Source organism: Lysobacter brunescens (genome assembly GCF_042677005.1).
Lineage (GTDB): Bacteria > Pseudomonadota > Gammaproteobacteria > Xanthomonadales > Xanthomonadaceae > Lysobacter_I > Lysobacter_I brunescens.
Map to the genome: position 1 here is coordinate 144,912 of NZ_JBHTIF010000003.1, position 15,382 is coordinate 160,293.

The following is a 15,382-nucleotide window of genomic DNA, read 5'->3' on the forward strand; positions in this document are numbered from 1 at the left end:
GCCGGGTGGCCGGCGGATGCAGGCTCTCAGCCGCCGGCGGGACGCTGCAGCACCTCGGGCGGCAGCAGTGCACTGATTTCTCGGATGATCACCGGCAGGCTCTGTTCGGAGTAGCCGCGATGCACGTGGGCGACCTTGCCCTCGCGGTCGATGATGAACATGTTCGGCAGCGCCTGCACGCCATAGCGGACACTGGTGGCGCCGCTGCTGTCGTGGACCCAAGTCAGGCCGAGGTCCTTGTTGGCGCGGATCACGCCCAGATAGTCCTTGCGCGGCTCCTTGACGTTGATCGCGATGACTTCCAGCGCGTCCTTGCCGACCGCGCGCTGGAACTGGCCCAGCACCGGCAGCTCGCGGCGGCAGGGGGCGCACCACGAGGCCCAGAAGGTCACGATCACCACCTTGCCGCGATGCTGGCTCACGGTCTGCTCATTGCCCTCGCGGTCCTTGCCCAGCGCATTCGGCGGGATCTCGCCGGGTTTCGGTTGCGGATGCGGGCCGGCGGCCGCGACGGTGGCGACGACGGCGAGGAGCAGCATGGCCAGCAGGCCACGGAGGCGGGAAGGCATCATCGGTCTGGCATCCGGCGCTGCGGGTTGCAGCCGCGCCAGTCTATGCGAGCGCAACTGCGCCAGCGAGCGGCCTCACTTCTCGACGAAGGCGCGCTCGAACACGTATTCGCCGGCGGTGCCGATGCGCGGCGACGCGGTGAAGCCCCGGCCGTCGAGGATGCGACGGAAGTCGGCGAGCATCTGCGGGCTGCCGCAGATCATCGCGCGGTCGTGCGCCGCGTCCAGCGGGTCGAGACCGAGGTCGGCGGCGATCCGCCCGCTGTCGAGCAGGTCTGTGATCCGGCCGCGCTGAAGGCGGCCGTGGAAGAAGAAGTCCTCGCGGCTCACCGCTGGGTAGTAGAGGAGCTTGCCGCGGATCTCCTCGCCGAGGAATTCGTGGCGCGGCAGTTCGCGTTCGATGTAGTCGCGATAGGCCAGGTCCGGCTCGCCGCGCACGCCGTGGACGATGACCACCTTCTCGAAGCGCTCGTAGGTCGCCGGATCTTTCACCACCGCCATCCACGGCGCCAGGCCGGTGCCGGTGGACAGCAGGTAGAGGTTGCGGCCGGGATGCACGTCCGAGATCAGCAGCGTGCCGGTGGGCTTGCGGCCGATCAGGATCGTGTCGCCGGGCCGGATGTGCTGCAGTCGCGAGGTCAGCGGGCCGTCCTGGACCTTGATGCTGAAGAACTCCAGCTGTTCTTCCCAGTTCGCGCTGGCGATCGAATAGGCGCGCATCAGCGGCTTGGTCGAGCCGTCCGGCTGCGGGACTTCCAGCCCGATCATCACGAACTGGCCGTTGTCGAAACGGAAGCCGTCGTCGCGGGTGGTGGTGAAGCTGAAGTAGGCGTCGGTCCAGTGACGCACGTCCAGCACGGTTTCGGTGCCGTAGGGGGAGGCCATGGGGTCGGGCAGGTGGCGAGGCGAAGCGGGCGCGCATTGTACCGGACGGCCTCCGTGGCGCCGTCCGGGACAAGGGCGGTCAGAGGGTCAGCGTATGCAGGACCTGGGTGCGGTCGTCGGGGTCCGGCGCGGTGTGGAAGCCGAGGTGATGGGCGAGGTGGGTCATTTCCTGATTCTCGGCGAAGTCCAGCGACACCATCCGCCGCAGGCCGCGCTCGCGGGCGGCCTCGATCAGCCGGCGCATCAGGGCCGTGCCCAGTCCCAGGCCCTGCCAGGCGTCGAGCACGGTGACCGCGATCTCGCAGGCCAGCGGGTCGCTGCCGACCGCGTAGCGGGAGACGCCGACGATGGCGCCGCGCTCGTCGGCATCGGCCAGGGCGACGAAGGCCTCGTCATTGACGTGGTCCACGTTCACCAGCTTCTCGATCATCTCCGGCGCCGGGTCGCGGATCTGCTCCTGGAACCGGTAGCGCCGCGCCTGCGGCGACAGCGCCAGGATGAAGGCGCGCTCCGCCTCGGCGTCGCCGGGATTCATCGGCCGGATCAGGACCTTGCGGCCGTCAGCCAGGGTCTCGACGGTATAGGGCAGGAAGGACGGGCGATCGGTGGCGCTGTGCATGGCGGGCTCCGGGAGGGGGCGATCTGCGCGGGAATGAAGACGTGGGCTTGATGGTGATTGTGCAAAGCACCATCCCGCCACGTATTGACCCCGGTCAAACCGCACGAAGGGGTAAAATCCGCATCCCGACCCGCCACGACGGTTTCCTTCCGTGTCCGCAGCCTCCGCCTCCACCGCCATGCCCGCCGACCGCCGCCCGGTCTCGATCAAGCAGGAAGACCTCATCCAGTCGATCGCCGACGGCCTGCAGTACATCAGCTACTACCACCCGGTCGACTACATCAAGAACCTCGCCGCCGCCTACGAGCGCGAGGAAAGCCCGGCGGCGAAGGACGCCATCGCCCAGATCCTGATCAACTCGCGGATGTGCGCCGAAGGCCACCGGCCGATCTGCCAGGACACCGGCATCGTCACCGTGTTCCTCGAAGTGGGCATGGATGTGCGCTGGGACGATGCGACGATGGCGCTGGAAGACATGGTCCACGAGGGCGTGCGCCGCGCCTACAACCATCCGGACAACAAGCTGCGCGCCAGCGTGCTGGCCGACCCCGCCGGCAAGCGCACCAACACGAAGGACAACACGCCCGGCGTGGTCAACGTGAAGATCGTGCCGGGCAACACCGTGGACGTGATCGTCGCCGCGAAGGGCGGCGGCAGCGAGGCGAAGTCGAAGTTCGCGATGCTCAACCCGTCCGATTCCATCGTCGACTGGGTACTCAAGACCGTGCCGACGATGGGCGCCGGCTGGTGCCCGCCCGGCATGCTCGGCATCGGCATCGGCGGCACCGCCGAGAAGGCGATGCTGCTGGCCAAGGAATCGCTGATGGAGCCGATCGACATCACCGAACTGCAGGCGCGTGGCGCCAGCAATCGCGCCGAGGAACTTCGCCTCGAGCTGTACGAGAAGGTCAACGCGCTCGGCATCGGCGCGCAGGGCCTGGGCGGCCTGACCACGGTGCTCGACATCAAGGTCAAGGATTACCCGACCCACGCCGCCAACCTGCCGGTGGCGATGATCCCGAACTGCGCCGCGACCCGCCACGCGCATTTCACGCTCGACGGCAGCGGCCCGGTGATGCTGGACCCGCCGTCGCTGGAAGACTGGCCGGAGCTCACCTACGACGCGTCCAAGGGTCGTCGCGTCGATCTCGACACGGTGACGAAGGAAGACGTCGCGTCCTGGAAACCCGGCGAAGTCCTGCTGCTCAATGGCAAGCTCCTGACCGGTCGCGACGCCGCGCACAAGCGCATGGTCGACATGCTCAACAAGGGTGAGTCGCTGCCGGTCGATCTGCGCGGCAAGTTCATCTATTACGTCGGCCCGGTCGATCCGGTGCGCGACGAGGTCGTCGGTCCCGCCGGCCCGACCACCGCCACGCGCATGGACAAGTTCACCGAACAGGTGCTGGCGCAGACCGGCCTGATGGGCATGGTCGGCAAGGCCGAGCGTGGCCCGACGGCGATCGAAGCGATCAAGAAACACCAGTCGGTGTACCTGATGGCTGTCGGCGGCGCCGCCTACCTCGTCTCGAAGGCGATCAAGGGCGCGAAGGTCGTGGGTTTCGCCGACCTCGGCATGGAAGCGATCTACGAGTTCGAGGTGAAGGACATGCCGGTCACCGTCGCCGTGGATTCGCAGGGCACCTCGGTGCACCAGACCGGCCCGAAGGAATGGCAGGCGCGGATCGGGAAGATTCCGGTGGTGGTCGCGTAATCCCGGCAGACATCGGCGCCCGATCGCGCATGGGCGCCGCGTCGTGATCGATCGCGCAGGTCGGCGCTGCTGCGTGTGCGCAGCGCCGACCAACAGGCCGCCCCTTTCCATGGCCTCGGTCGCCTCCGCGATTGCGGCCTTCCCCTGTTTGCGAGATGCTCAGTCGATCGACAGACGAGGGCATGCTGCATGCGCGTGAAATTCCACGGTGCCGCCGGCGAGGTGACCGGCTCCCTGCATGAAGTCGAGGCGGCCGGGCAGCGCCTGCTGCTCGACTGCGGCATGATCCAGGGCAGTCCCGAAGCCGAAGCCCGCAACGCCGATCCCTTTCCGTTCGAGCCGACCGCGCTCGACGCGCTGGTGCTGAGCCATGCGCACATCGACCACATCGGCCGCGTGCCGTTGCTCGTGCAGCGTGGCTTCCGAGGCCCGATCTACGCGCAGAAGGCCACCGCCGACCTGATGCCGATCATGCTGCTGGACGCCGCGGGCATCGCCGAGAGCGAGGCCATGCGCGCCAACCGCGATCGCCGCCGCGGCCAGCCCGTCGCGGTGCCGCTGTACACCAAGGACGATGTCCACGCCGCCATGCGCCTGGTGAAGCCGCTGCCGTACGGCGCGCGCACCGAGGTGCTGCCCGGTGTCGAGCTGTGCTTCCACGATGCCGGCCACATCCTCGGCTCGTCGATCGTCGAGCTGTGGGCCGAGGGCCGGAAGTTGGTGTTCTCCGGCGACCTCGGGCCGAAGGGCACCCCGATCCTGCGCGATCCGGTCGACATCGCCGAGGCCGATCTGGTGCTGATGGAATCGACCTACGGCGACCGCCTGCACCGCGAGCGCGCCGAGACCATCCGCGAACTGGAAGGCATCCTCGACGATGCCTGGCGGCAGGGCGGGGCGGTGCTCATTCCGGCGTTCGCGGTCGGGCGTACCCAGGAGCTGCTGTACTGGTTCGCCAAGCACTGGGACGACTGGAAGATGTCGCGCTGGCAGATCTTCCTCGACAGCCCGATGGCCGCCAAGGTCGTCGATGTCTACGACCGTCACCATGGACTGTTCGACGACGATGCCAAGGCGGTCTGGCGCGACCAGCCCAATCCCTTCAAGTTGCCCAACCTGCACGTCACCGAGAGCGTGGATGAATCGATGGCGATCAACCGCATCGAGCGCGGGCTGATCGTGATCGCCGGATCGGGCATGGCCAATGCTGGTCGCATCCTCCACCACTTCAAGCACCGCCTGCATCGCAAGCAGACCCATGTCGTGTTCGTCGGTTACCAGGCAGAAGGCACCACCGGTCGGCGCATCGTCGACGGCGCCCAGTGGGTCCGCATCCATGGCCACGACGTGCGGGTCGCTGCCAAGCGCCACACCGTTGGCGGCCTGTCCGCGCACACCGACCAGCGCGGGCTGATGGACTGGTACGGGGGCTTCGAGAAGCGTCCGCCGCTGGTCCTGGTGCATGGCGAGGACAAGGCCCGCGAGGCCCTGGCGGGGGAGATCGGTGAGACCTACGGCGTCCAGGCGATGCTGGCGCGGCCGGGTCTTGAACACGAGGTCTGATCGCGAGGCCTGATCGCCTCGCGCGGTGTTGGAGGGGGCGCGCCGCCGGTCCCGTCGGTCGGAAATCCCCGGCCGGACAATGATTTGCTGTCGCCGGGACGGCTTTTCGCGTATCATCCGCCTCGTTTCGCGCACGGCTGGTCCGTTTTCCCTCGACAGCCGCCGCCGCCCGGTCCGCCTCTGCGATCTGGCTCGGCTTCTCCGCACGTCTTTCGTCGCGCCGAACACGGTCCGCCAACGGGTGGACCGTCCAAGATCTTGCTCGCAGCGCGGTTGGAAAGCTCCGAGTAACGCTTCGCGCCCGATGCAGCCTCCCGTTGCCGGCGCGACACCACCGGAGTTTCAATCCATGTCGTTCGAATCCCTCGGGCTTTCGCCCGCGTTGCTGCGTGCGCTCGCCGACAACGCCTACACCACCCCCACGCCGATCCAGGCCGAAGCCATCCCGCTGGTCCTCGCCGGCCACGACGTCCTCGGCGGTGCCCAGACCGGCACCGGCAAGACCGCCGCCTTCGGCCTGCCGCTGCTGCAGCGCCTGTCGGAAGGCAACAAGCCGGCTGCCGGCCCGCGCAAGCCGCGCGCGCTGATCCTCGTTCCGACCCGCGAACTCGCGGTGCAGGTCGCCGACAGCCTGCGCAGCTACAGCAAGTACATCCGCCTCAACGTCACCACCATCTTCGGTGGTGCCGGCATGGGCCCGCAGGTCGACAACCTGCGTCGCGGCGTCGACATCCTCGTCGCCACGCCGGGTCGTCTGATCGACCACATGCAGCAGGGCAGCGCCAAGCTCGACGGCGTCGAAGTGCTGATCCTCGACGAAGCCGACCGCATGCTCGACATGGGCTTCCTGCCGGCGATCAAGCGCATCCTCGCGCGCGTGCCGGCCGACCGCCAGACGCTGCTGTTCTCGGCGACGTTCGAGGCGCAGATCAAGCAGCTCGCCCTGGAATTCATGCGTGATCCGCGCCAGGTGCAGGTGGCGACGCAGAACACCATCGCGGCAACCATCCAGCATCGCGCGCACCCGGTCGACGGTTCCCGCAAGCGCGATCTGCTGATCGACATCCTCACCACGCGCCACACCGAACAGGTGCTGATCTTCGGCAAGACCAAGCATGGCTGCAATCGCCTGGCCGAACAGCTCGAAGCCGCCGGCCTGCCGGCGCTGGCGATCCACGGCAACAAGAGCCAGGCCGCCCGCCAGAAGGCGCTGAACGCGTTCAAGTCGGGCAAGGCACGCATCCTCGTCGCCACCGACGTCGCCGCACGCGGCCTCGACATCCCGAACCTGCCGCTGGTCATCAACCACGACCTGCCGATGGTCGCCGAGGACTACGTGCACCGCATCGGCCGCACTGGCCGCAACGGCGCGCAGGGCGAGGCGCTGTCGCTGGTGTCGCCGGACGAGGCGCCGCTGCTGCGCCAGATCCAGCGCCTGCTGAAGTCTGACATCGCGCTGGAGGCCGTCGAAGGCTTCGAGCCGAGCCGTCCGATCCGTCTCGACGGCAACGCGCCGGGTGCCGGTCGTCCGGGCGGCCAGCGTCCTGCCGGGGGGCAGCGTCCGCCGCGCAAGCCGGGCAACCGCGCCCACGGCCGTCCGGCCGATCGCGGTGCCCACGCCCATGCCCACACCGGGCAGAAGCAGGGCGGCCAGCGTGGCCAGGGTCAGGGTCAGGGCCGCAGCGGCGAGCGTCGCGACCGTCGCGCCTGATCCACCGGATGCGGTGACGCACCGGTTGTGATCGATGCACTGAATCGCATCGATCCAAACAATCGATCGCCCGAAGGGCCGGCCATGCCGGCCCTTCGCGTATGTTCGGTCATGACATCGACCGTCCCTGCGGCCGGTGTCCAGGCTGCAAGGCATCCGCGCAGGAGGCGTGGGATCGCGTCGCAGGGAATTCGACGCGGAACGGCACGGACGCCCGGTTGGCGACGTGCGTCCCGCGCGGGTGATGCCCCCAACCATCACAAGGAGTGACTCTCATGCGTACCTGCACGATCACTGCGTCGGCCAGCCGGCGCTGGTGGACGCCACTGACCGCATTCATGCTGACCTTCGGCCTCGCCGCGTGCGACTTGCCCGGCACCCAGAGCGCCAAGGTCACCGACAAGGGACTCGAAGCCGACATCGGCGCGCTGGACACCGCATCGCCTGCGTTCACCGCAACGCCGTCCATCGCACGCGCCGGCGCATTCGCCGCAACGGCGGAAGAACCGCCCGTGCTGCGTCTCCCGCCCGTGGAAGACATGCTGCTCACGCCGCTCGAGAACCTCGGCGACCCGGCCGGCAACGCGCTGCTCTCGGTGCGCTTCCTCGACGACGGCTCGCTTCCGGACGCGCTGCCGCTGGTGGTCGACAAGGACACATTCACCTTCAAGCGCGATCCATCGGACAAGACCGTGTTCAACGGCATGATCCGCTTCGACTTCGATCGCTTCATCGGCGAGCAGAAGGACCGCCAGAGCCTCATCGCCGAAACCCGTACGACGGGCGAGGCCACGTTCGCCGTGCGCGAGTTCCTCGGCGAAGAGAAATTCCAGTTCATCGATCCGCAGATCATCCAGCGGGCACGGCAGACATCCACGGCGTTCCGCATCCCGCGTCAGGCCTTCGCGATGCCCGCCTCGGCGGTGGATCCGCGCCGCGAGCTGATGATCACCGATGTTTCGGTCGTGAACGATCCGACGCGCACCTTCGACATCTGCAACAACACCGGCAACCCCAATGGCGCCTGGACCTTCAAGACGCTGATGACGAACATGGCGAACCAGCCGTTCACCGGCATCGATCCGGCGGTGTTCACCGAGAACTGGCTGCAGAGCTGGAACGTCAACCACACCATCAACACGTTCCCGGTCCCGGCGCGTCCGAACATTGGTCCGCTGGTGCTGAACAGCTGGCCGCGCATCGCCGGCAAGCTCGATCTCAACCGTTCGCCGTTCCGCCTGCTGGCGATCGTGAACCGCGTCGATCTGCGCGGCAACACGGTCTATGGCGGCGGCTCGGCGGGCGAGGGCCGCTTCGTGTTCGGCGTGGTCAACCGCAACGCGAATGGTGGGTGTTCGACCACGCCCTTCCTGGTGATCTTCGAATACGGCGTGCCGATCAGCGGATGCACCAACGTCAAGAACTACGCCCAGCAGTGGGTCAATCTCGGCAGCATCGCCCTCGGCAGCGCCGCGTTCAATCCTGCGCTGCAGGCGATCACCGACCAGTTCACGACCGCGAACGCGGCGCCGAACAAGCCGAACCGCAGCGCGCTCAACCAGCTCCGCACCAACGAGAACGCGCTCAATCCACTGTGGGAATTGCGCGAGTTCATCCTCCCCGGGCGCACGCCGGTCGCGACGATGCTCAACATCGTGTCGACCAAGAACGCACCGCATCACACGCGCAACAACACGGCGCAGCTGGCGAACTACATGAATTCGGGACTGACCAGCGTGCCGGCCTCGCATCTGGGCTCGCCGTTCCTGACCGGGTCGAACTTCAACTTCTCGATCGCCGACGGTGCGGTCTGGAACGCTCCCGGCGCGACCAACGCCAACCGACATCGGGTCTCGCTGGATACCTGCAACGCCTGCCATGGTGGCGAGACCCGCGCGAACGGCAATCCGGCCGTGGCCTTCCCGCCGGCGAATGGCCCGGAGACGAACTTCGTGCACATCGACGTGCGCCTGCCTGGCGCGCAGAGCCGCCTGTCGAAGTTTCTGATCGGCACGGGCAACCTCGCCCTGCCGACCACGTTCCCGAAGAACGATCCGATCAATGGCGTGCCGCAGCGCAACTTCGGCGACCTGTTGCGCCGCCAGCAGGACCTGGCGAACCTGATGAACACCACATGCCAGACCACCGGCCTGCTGCAGGCGATCCACTTCCAGCCGCTCGACATGGTGCACTGATCCATCGTGCGACGTCCGCCGGTCATGTGCCGGCCGACGTCGGGATTCCAGCGACGCGACGAAGGGCCGGCATCGCCGGTCCTTCGCGTGTCCGGGTGGGCATCCGCCCTGCGCAATTCCGTCCAGGCAACCCCGGCGGCGCCGGCGATCCGTTATCGTTCGCGACTGCGGCCCACGCGCCGCCTGACCGGATGGAGCACGCATGAAGAGTCGACGCATGATGGGATGGGGACTGCTGTTGGTGCTGCCGGTGGCCGGGGCGATCGCCTGGTCGGGGACCGGTGCAGGATCCGCAACGGAGGGCGCTTCCAAACCCGCAGCCAAGCAGGGGGCGACCCTGCGCGCCTTCGCCAGCGAAGCGGCCCTGAAGGCCGAGCTCGAGCGCCTGCGCCGCGAGGAGCGCGAACGCATGCGCCGTGAGCCCCCGCCGCCACCTGCCGCGCCCCCACCGCCGCCCGCGCCCATGGCGGCCGCGCCTGCGGCCGAAGCCGCGCCCTCGGCCGGCGCTTCGGCCAAGGAAGAATCGATCACCAATACCCAGGTCGCGGGCGTCGACGAGGGCGGCATCGTCAAGCGGCGCGGTGACCACCTCGTCGTGCTTCGACGGGGACGCCTGTTCACCATCCGCATCGGCGGCGACGCGCTCAAACCGATCGCGAGCATCGATGCCTTCGGCCCCGACATCGACCCGTCCGGCGCGTGGTACGACGAGATGCTGGTCAGCGGCGACACCATCGCCGTCATCGGTTACAGCTACCAGCGCGGCGGCACCGAAATCGGCCTGTTCGACCTCGACGCCAGCGGCGGCCTGAAATATCGCGCCACCTACCATCTGCGCAGCAACGACTACTACTCGTCGCGCAACTACGCCAGCCGCCTCATCGGCGACAAGCTGATCTTCTACGCGCCGCTGTACCTCAATCTCTACGGCGACTACACCGACAGCCTGCCGGCGCTGCGGCGTTGGCAGCGCGGTGCCGATGCCAAGGGCTTCGCGCGCATCCTGGAGGCGAAGCGCATCTATCGCGGCTACGGCAGGCTGGATGCGCGTTCCGGCATCGCCCTGCACACCGTGACCATCTGCGACCTGGCCAAGGCGGACATGCAGTGCCGGGCCACGGCGGTGTTCGGCGCGCCGGGACAGGTCTTCCATGTGTCCGAGGATGCGGCGTTCGTGTGGACCACGCCGTGGTCGCGCGACCGACGCAAGCCGGCGTTGTCCGAAGTCTTCCGCATCCCGCTGGACGGCCGCGCACCGACGGCGATGCGTGCGGAAGGCGCGCCGATCGATCAGCTCTCGTTCCTGCAGCGCGACGGCCATCTCAACGTGCTGTTGGGCAGCCGTTCCAACGGCCAGTGGATGTGGGCGCCCGAAGGTGGCGCCGGCGAACTCGCGCTGCTGCGCGTGCCGCTGTCGATGTTCGGCGACGGCAGTCTGGTGGCGCGGCGAACGCACTACCGGCCGGTGACGGGCTTCTCGCCCGACAGCGCAGCCGTGCAGAACCGCTTCGTCGGCGACTGGCTGCTCGTCGGCGCTGGACGCAGCTGGCGGGGCGATGCAGTCAGCGACCATATCCATGCAGTCCGCTACGCCAGTCGCGACCCGTTCGTCGCGCTGGAGGTGGGCCACGCCGCAGAGCGTTTCGAAGCCCTGGGCACGGACGGCATCGTCATCGGCCAGTCGCAGCAGGACCTCGTGTTCACCAGCCTGCGCCTCGGACGCACGGCCGAGACGGCGGGACGTTACGTGCTGCCCCAGGCCAGCCAGGGCGAGCAGCGCACGCATGGCTTCTTCTATCGGCCAACGGGTCAGCAGGTCGGCGTGGTCGGACTGCCGGTGCTCGGCGGAGGCAGGGATGGGGCCGGCGCGTCGGTCCTCTATCTCCACAACCGCGCCCTGGCACTGAGCGAAGCGGGGCAACTGAAGGCGAAGTCCGTCGGCGCGCTGGCCGACGACTGCAAGGCCAGCTGCGTCGACTGGTACGGCAATGCGCGGCCGATCTTCATCGGTGAACGCGTGTTCGCGCTGCTCGGCTACGAACTGGTGGAGGGTGGCTTCGAACGCGACCGCATCCGCGAACGGCGTCGCGTGGATTTCTCGCCGGGGCAGGTCATCGCCCGCTGAGGCGGGCAGGGCGGTGCGGGCATCGGCCCCACCGCCCGAGGATAGGTCAGCCTTCGGGCATCAACGCTCGAGCAGGGGCAGCTTGCCGGGCTTGCCTTCCCATTCCTTCGCGTCCGCCAGCGGCTCCTTGCGTACGGTGATGACCGGCCACGCAGCGGACAGTTCGCGGTTGAGCGCGACGAAGGCCTCCTGGCCGGCCGGCACGTCGTCCTCGGGGTAGATCGCGTTGATCGGGCATTCCGGTTCGCACAGCGTGCAGTCGATGCATTCGTCCGGGTCGATCACCAGGAAGTTCGGCCCCTCATGGAAGCAGTCGACCGGGCAGACTTCGACACAGTCGGTGTACTTGCACTTGATGCAGTTTTCGGTGACGACGAAAGGCATGGGGTCCGACCCTGGCAACGATGTCCGCGTAGTGTAAAGGCTGCCGGCCGAGAGGCGAAGGTGGCCGGGGTGGCTGCTGGATGGGCGAACCTGTCGAACCCGGGGTTCGAACCCTCCGGTCGCGCAAAACGAAAAGCCCATGCTTGCGCATGGGCTTTTGTTTGGCGCTCCCTACGGGATTCGAACCCGTGTTTTAGCCTTGAGAGGGCCACGTCCTAGGCCTCTAGACGAAGGGAGCAGAGCTTGGGCACGACCACCGGATACAAGGAGGGCGCAGCACTGGATTCGTCGACCTGCATCGCTGGACCCGGTCGCCGCGAGGACGATGGCGGGCGTTGGATGCCGGCAGGCTGCTAGTATAGCCGGTCCCTCGTTTCCCACAAACACCCCCGATCCCCATCATTGCCGTTTCGATGACCTCACCGATTTTCCTGCCAGCCGAGCCGCTGACCATTCCCCGAGATCAGCATGCGATCTCGCGCAAAGACATCAGTCCCAGTGCGCTGCGCGTGCTGTACCGGCTGCACGAGGCGGGGTACGGCGTCTATCTGGTGGGGGGCGCGGTCCGCGACCTGCTGCTGGGCGAACACCCCAAGGACTTCGATGTCGCCACCGATGCCACGCCAGAGCAGGTCAAGCACCTGTTCCGGAATTGCCGGCTGATCGGCCGCCGCTTCCGGTTGGCCCATGTGGTCTACGGACGCGAGATCATCGAGGTCGCCACGTTCCGCGCCAACACCGACGACGGCAGCGGCGACCGGGAGACCGACGAGGACGGCCGCGTGCTGCGCGACAACGTCTACGGCACCATCGAGGACGATGCCGTCCGCCGCGATTTCACCGCCAACGCCCTGTATTACGCGATCGCCGATTTTTCGGTGCGCGACTACACCGGCGGCTTCGAGGACGTGAACAACCGCACGCTCAAGCTGATCGGCGACCCCGAGACCCGCTATCGCGAGGACCCGGTACGCATGCTGCGGGCGGTCCGGCTTGCGGCCAAGCTGCGTTTCACCATCGATCCGGCCAGCGCGGAGCCCATTTCCCGCCTGGCGCCGCTGCTGCAGGAAGCCGCCGCCGCGCGCCTGTTCGAGGAATGCCTGAAGCTGTTCCTGTCTGGCCATGCCGAGGCCAGCTTCCTCGGTCTGGAGGCCCACGGCCTGCTGGCCGGTCTGTTTCCGGAGACCGCGCGCGCCCTGGCGTCGAACCGCAGCGGCGCGCTGCGCCGGATGCTGATCGAAGGCCTGCGCGCGACAGATGCGCGGATCGCGGCCGACGAGCCGGTGTCGCCGGCGTTCCTGTTCGCGCTGCTGCTGTGGCCTGCCTACTGCCGCACCCTGGCGATGCTGCAGGCCCAGGGCGTGGAGGCGGCCGATGCCGAGCGCCGCGCCGCCGACCGCGTCACCCTGCACCAGGTCGACACCGTCGCGCTGCCGCGCCGGTTCTCCCTGCCGATGCAGGAAATCTGGCTGCTGCAATCGCGCTTCTCGCTGCGCCAGCGCAAGAAAGTGGTCCGCCTGCTGGCCCACCCGCGCTTCCGCGCCGCCTACGATTTCCTCCTGCTGCGCCAGTCAGCCTCAGATGGCCACGCTGCCGACATCGCCTTCTGGTCCGAAGCCCAGCTCGACCCCGACCACGCCCTGGCCGTGACCGCGGTGCGTGCCGAGGTCGATGCCGAGACGGAGGAGGGTGGCGATGCGCGCAAGCCGCGCCGTCGGCGTCGTCGCAGGCCGGCGGCGACAGGGCACTGAGTAAGGTCGCAGGATGTCCAGACTCCAGAACGCACCGGTAGTGGCCTTCATCGGCCTTGGCGGCAACCTCGGCGACCCGCTCGCCACGTTGCGCTCGGCCGTGCCCCGGTTGATGACCGTGCCGCGCAGCCGGTTCCTTGGCGCGTCCCGCTTCCATCGCACCCCGGCCTGGGGCGAGCGCGACCAGGCCGATTTCGTCAATGCCGTGGTCGCGATCGAGACCGCCCTGGCACCGAAGATCCTGCTCGATGAGCTGCTCGGCATCGAGCGCCAGTTCGGACGCCAGCGCGGTGCCGACGGCAGCGGCAACGTCCGCTGGGGGCCGCGCACGCTCGACCTGGACATCCTGCTCTACGGGGCGATCACGCTCGACACCCCCAGCCTGAAGCTGCCGCATCCGCACCTGCACGAGCGCGCCTTCGCCCTGGTGCCGCTGCTCGAACTGGTCGACGACATCGACATCCCCGGGCAGGGCAGCGCGCGTGCAGCACTGGCGCGCCTGGACCGCAGCGGCATCCAGGCGCTGGCGGAACGCTGAGGGCGCGTCGGCGTCCCGTATACGCCCGCTACTCGAATCCCCGACCTGCTAGGCTATTTGCTTCCGGCCTCTTCCATACCGGCCAACTTTCGGATTCGCATGGCCTCTCGAGAAGACAAGCCCTGGACGGTGCCCGCCCTGGCCGATGCCAAGCGCGCGGGACGCAAGCTCGCGATGCTCACCGCCTACGACGCGGTGTTCGCGCGGGTGCTCGACCAGAACGGCGCCGACCTGATCCTGGTCGGCGATTCGCTCGGCATGGTGGTCAAGGGCCACGCCTCGACTCTCCCGGTCACGGTCGACGATATCGCCTACCACACCGCTGCCGTGGCCACCGGCCTGCAGCGCGCCCTGCTGATCGCCGACCTGCCGTTCCAGGCCGATGCCACGCCGGAACGGGCGCTCGACGCCGCCACACGCCTGCTCCAGGCCGGTGCGCAGATGGTCAAGCTCGAAGGCGCAGGTCCGCACAAGCTCGACGTGATTCGTTACCTCGTCGAGCGCGAAATTCCCGTGTCCGGTCATCTCGGCATGACGCCACAGTCGGTGCTGCGTTTCGGTGGCTTCAAGGTGCAGGGACGCGAGGAACGTGCCGCCGAGAAGTTGCGCGAGGACGCGCTCGCCGTGGCCGAGGCCGGTGCTTCGCTGCTCGTCCTCGAATGCGTGCCCTCGGCGCTGGCGCAGTCGGTCACCGCCGCCAGCCCGATCCCGACCATCGGCATCGGTGCCGGGCCGCACTGCGACGGCCAGGTACTGGTGCTGCACGATTTTCTCGGCCTCGACAGCGGCCACCGGCGTCCGAAGTTCGTGAAGGACTTCCTGGCCGAAGGCGGTTCGGTCGCCGGCGCCGTGCGCGCCTACTGCGACGCGGTCCGCGACGGCAATTTCCCCGGCGCGGAGCACGCCTACCAATGATCGGCCTGCGCGCGGCCGCTTTCGCCCTGGCGATGGGCCTGCCGCTCGCGGCGGCCTCCGCGCCGCCGTCGCCGCCGGACAGGCCCGTGATCGTCGGCGAGCAGGAGGACCTCGATGCCTGCGGCAGTTGGGCCGAGGTGCATGGCCTGAACCCGAAAGGCGACGGCTTCCTCGCCGTACGCGCGGGGCCGGGCGTGACGCATGCGATGCGCGACCGCCTGCGCGAGGGCGATGGCCTGTTCGTCTGCGGCGGTTCCGCGGATGGCGCCTGGCTGTCGATCGTCTATCCGCGGAAGGGGCAGGACGCTGCCGAGTGTGGCGTGTCCAGCCCTGTGCCGGCGCCGCGTGCGTATCGTGGCCCGTGTGGCTGGGGTTGGGTCCGCGCGGACTGGATCCGCATCCTCGCCGGTTGA

13 protein-coding genes and 1 tRNA gene are annotated in these 15,382 nt (G+C 68.3%); 9 read left to right on the plus strand and 5 right to left on the minus strand.

Annotation, left to right across the window (positions count from 1 at the left end; all coding sequences use genetic code 11):
• Positions 1-26 precede the first annotated feature (26 nt).
• The 3 genes from ACFQ0E_RS14625 to ACFQ0E_RS14635 form a co-directional block, all read right to left on the minus strand.
• The gene (locus tag ACFQ0E_RS14625) at positions 27-569 is read right to left on the minus strand and encodes a TlpA disulfide reductase family protein (protein WP_386825033.1); all 543 of its coding nucleotides are present in this window, start codon (positions 567-569) and stop codon (positions 27-29) included.
• A gap of 75 nt (positions 570-644) precedes the next feature.
• Complete coding sequence (locus ACFQ0E_RS14630; protein WP_386825034.1) at positions 645-1,454, minus strand: ferredoxin--NADP reductase; 810 nt, start codon at positions 1,452-1,454, stop codon at positions 645-647.
• A 79-nt stretch (positions 1,455-1,533) separates the two neighbouring features.
• A complete protein-coding gene (locus ACFQ0E_RS14635) occupies positions 1,534-2,073 on the minus strand; it encodes a GNAT family N-acetyltransferase (RefSeq protein WP_386825036.1) in 540 nt (179 codons plus the stop codon).
• A 178-nt stretch (positions 2,074-2,251) separates the two neighbouring features.
• Between ACFQ0E_RS14635 and ACFQ0E_RS14640 the strand changes: the two genes are divergently transcribed.
• The 5 genes from ACFQ0E_RS14640 to ACFQ0E_RS14660 all read left to right on the plus strand — a co-directional run bounded on the left by ACFQ0E_RS14640 (position 2,252) and on the right by ACFQ0E_RS14660 (position 11,381).
• Positions 2,252-3,787, plus strand: coding sequence for a fumarate hydratase (locus ACFQ0E_RS14640; RefSeq protein ID WP_386825402.1), 1,536 nt, complete (start codon positions 2,252-2,254; stop codon positions 3,785-3,787).
• 189 nt (positions 3,788-3,976) lie between these two features.
• Positions 3,977-5,350, plus strand: a complete 1,374-nt coding sequence (locus ACFQ0E_RS14645; RefSeq protein ID WP_386825038.1) for an MBL fold metallo-hydrolase RNA specificity domain-containing protein — start codon at positions 3,977-3,979, stop codon at positions 5,348-5,350.
• A 349-nt stretch (positions 5,351-5,699) separates the two neighbouring features.
• A complete protein-coding gene (locus ACFQ0E_RS14650; protein ID WP_386825040.1) occupies positions 5,700-7,061 on the plus strand; it encodes a DEAD/DEAH box helicase in 1,362 nt (453 codons plus the stop codon).
• A 275-nt stretch (positions 7,062-7,336) separates the two neighbouring features.
• Entirely contained in the window at positions 7,337-9,256 is a 1,920-nt protein-coding gene (locus tag ACFQ0E_RS14655; protein ID WP_386825042.1) for a hypothetical protein, read from the plus strand.
• 202 nt (positions 9,257-9,458) lie between these two features.
• Entirely contained in the window at positions 9,459-11,381 is a 1,923-nt protein-coding gene (locus tag ACFQ0E_RS14660) for a beta-propeller domain-containing protein (protein ID WP_386825044.1), read from the plus strand.
• Between the two features lie 60 nt (positions 11,382-11,441).
• Here ACFQ0E_RS14660 and fdxA read toward each other — a convergent pair whose 3' ends face one another.
• Together fdxA and ACFQ0E_RS14670 are read right to left on the minus strand one after the other, a co-directional pair.
• Complete coding sequence (gene fdxA / locus ACFQ0E_RS14665) at positions 11,442-11,765, minus strand: ferredoxin FdxA (RefSeq protein WP_137851849.1); 324 nt, start codon at positions 11,763-11,765, stop codon at positions 11,442-11,444.
• Positions 11,766-11,927: 162 nt separating this feature from the next.
• A tRNA-Glu gene (locus ACFQ0E_RS14670) sits at positions 11,928-12,003 on the minus strand.
• A 175-nt stretch (positions 12,004-12,178) separates the two neighbouring features.
• Here ACFQ0E_RS14670 and pcnB point away from each other — a divergent pair.
• The 4 genes from pcnB (at position 12,179) to ACFQ0E_RS14690 (ending at position 15,382) form a co-directional block, all read left to right on the plus strand.
• Positions 12,179-13,516 carry a polynucleotide adenylyltransferase PcnB gene (gene pcnB / locus ACFQ0E_RS14675; protein WP_386825046.1) on the plus strand — a complete coding sequence of 446 codons (1,338 nt, stop codon included), beginning with the start codon at positions 12,179-12,181 and terminating at the stop codon, positions 13,514-13,516.
• A 13-nt stretch (positions 13,517-13,529) separates the two neighbouring features.
• Entirely contained in the window at positions 13,530-14,054 is a 525-nt protein-coding gene (gene folK, locus ACFQ0E_RS14680) for a 2-amino-4-hydroxy-6-hydroxymethyldihydropteridine diphosphokinase (RefSeq protein WP_386825048.1), read from the plus strand.
• 99 nt (positions 14,055-14,153) lie between these two features.
• A complete protein-coding gene (panB, locus tag ACFQ0E_RS14685) occupies positions 14,154-14,969 on the plus strand; it encodes a 3-methyl-2-oxobutanoate hydroxymethyltransferase (protein WP_386825050.1) in 816 nt (271 codons plus the stop codon).
• Positions 14,966-15,382 carry a hypothetical protein gene (locus tag ACFQ0E_RS14690; protein ID WP_386825052.1) on the plus strand — a complete coding sequence of 139 codons (417 nt, stop codon included), beginning with the start codon at positions 14,966-14,968 and terminating at the stop codon, positions 15,380-15,382. The genes panB and ACFQ0E_RS14690 overlap by 4 nt, the downstream gene beginning before the upstream one ends.

Coding starts and splice junctions, on each gene's coding strand:
- ACFQ0E_RS14625 (WP_386825033.1), bottom strand. CDS start 569: ATGCCTTCCCGCCTCCGTGGCCTGCTGGCCATGCTGCTCCTCGCCGTC.
- ACFQ0E_RS14630 (WP_386825034.1), bottom strand. CDS start 1,454: ATGGCCTCCCCCTACGGCACCGAAACCGTGCTGGACGTGCGTCACTGG.
- ACFQ0E_RS14635 (WP_386825036.1), bottom strand. CDS start 2,073: ATGCACAGCGCCACCGATCGCCCGTCCTTCCTGCCCTATACCGTCGAG.
- ACFQ0E_RS14640 (WP_386825402.1), top strand. CDS start 2,252: ATGCCCGCCGACCGCCGCCCGGTCTCGATCAAGCAGGAAGACCTCATC.
- ACFQ0E_RS14645 (WP_386825038.1), top strand. CDS start 3,977: ATGCGCGTGAAATTCCACGGTGCCGCCGGCGAGGTGACCGGCTCCCTG.
- ACFQ0E_RS14650 (WP_386825040.1), top strand. CDS start 5,700: ATGTCGTTCGAATCCCTCGGGCTTTCGCCCGCGTTGCTGCGTGCGCTC.
- ACFQ0E_RS14655 (WP_386825042.1), top strand. CDS start 7,337: ATGCGTACCTGCACGATCACTGCGTCGGCCAGCCGGCGCTGGTGGACG.
- ACFQ0E_RS14660 (WP_386825044.1), top strand. CDS start 9,459: ATGAAGAGTCGACGCATGATGGGATGGGGACTGCTGTTGGTGCTGCCG.
- fdxA (WP_137851849.1), bottom strand. CDS start 11,765: ATGCCTTTCGTCGTCACCGAAAACTGCATCAAGTGCAAGTACACCGAC.
- pcnB (WP_386825046.1), top strand. CDS start 12,179: ATGACCTCACCGATTTTCCTGCCAGCCGAGCCGCTGACCATTCCCCGA.
- folK (WP_386825048.1), top strand. CDS start 13,530: ATGTCCAGACTCCAGAACGCACCGGTAGTGGCCTTCATCGGCCTTGGC.
- panB (WP_386825050.1), top strand. CDS start 14,154: ATGGCCTCTCGAGAAGACAAGCCCTGGACGGTGCCCGCCCTGGCCGAT.
- ACFQ0E_RS14690 (WP_386825052.1), top strand. CDS start 14,966: ATGATCGGCCTGCGCGCGGCCGCTTTCGCCCTGGCGATGGGCCTGCCG.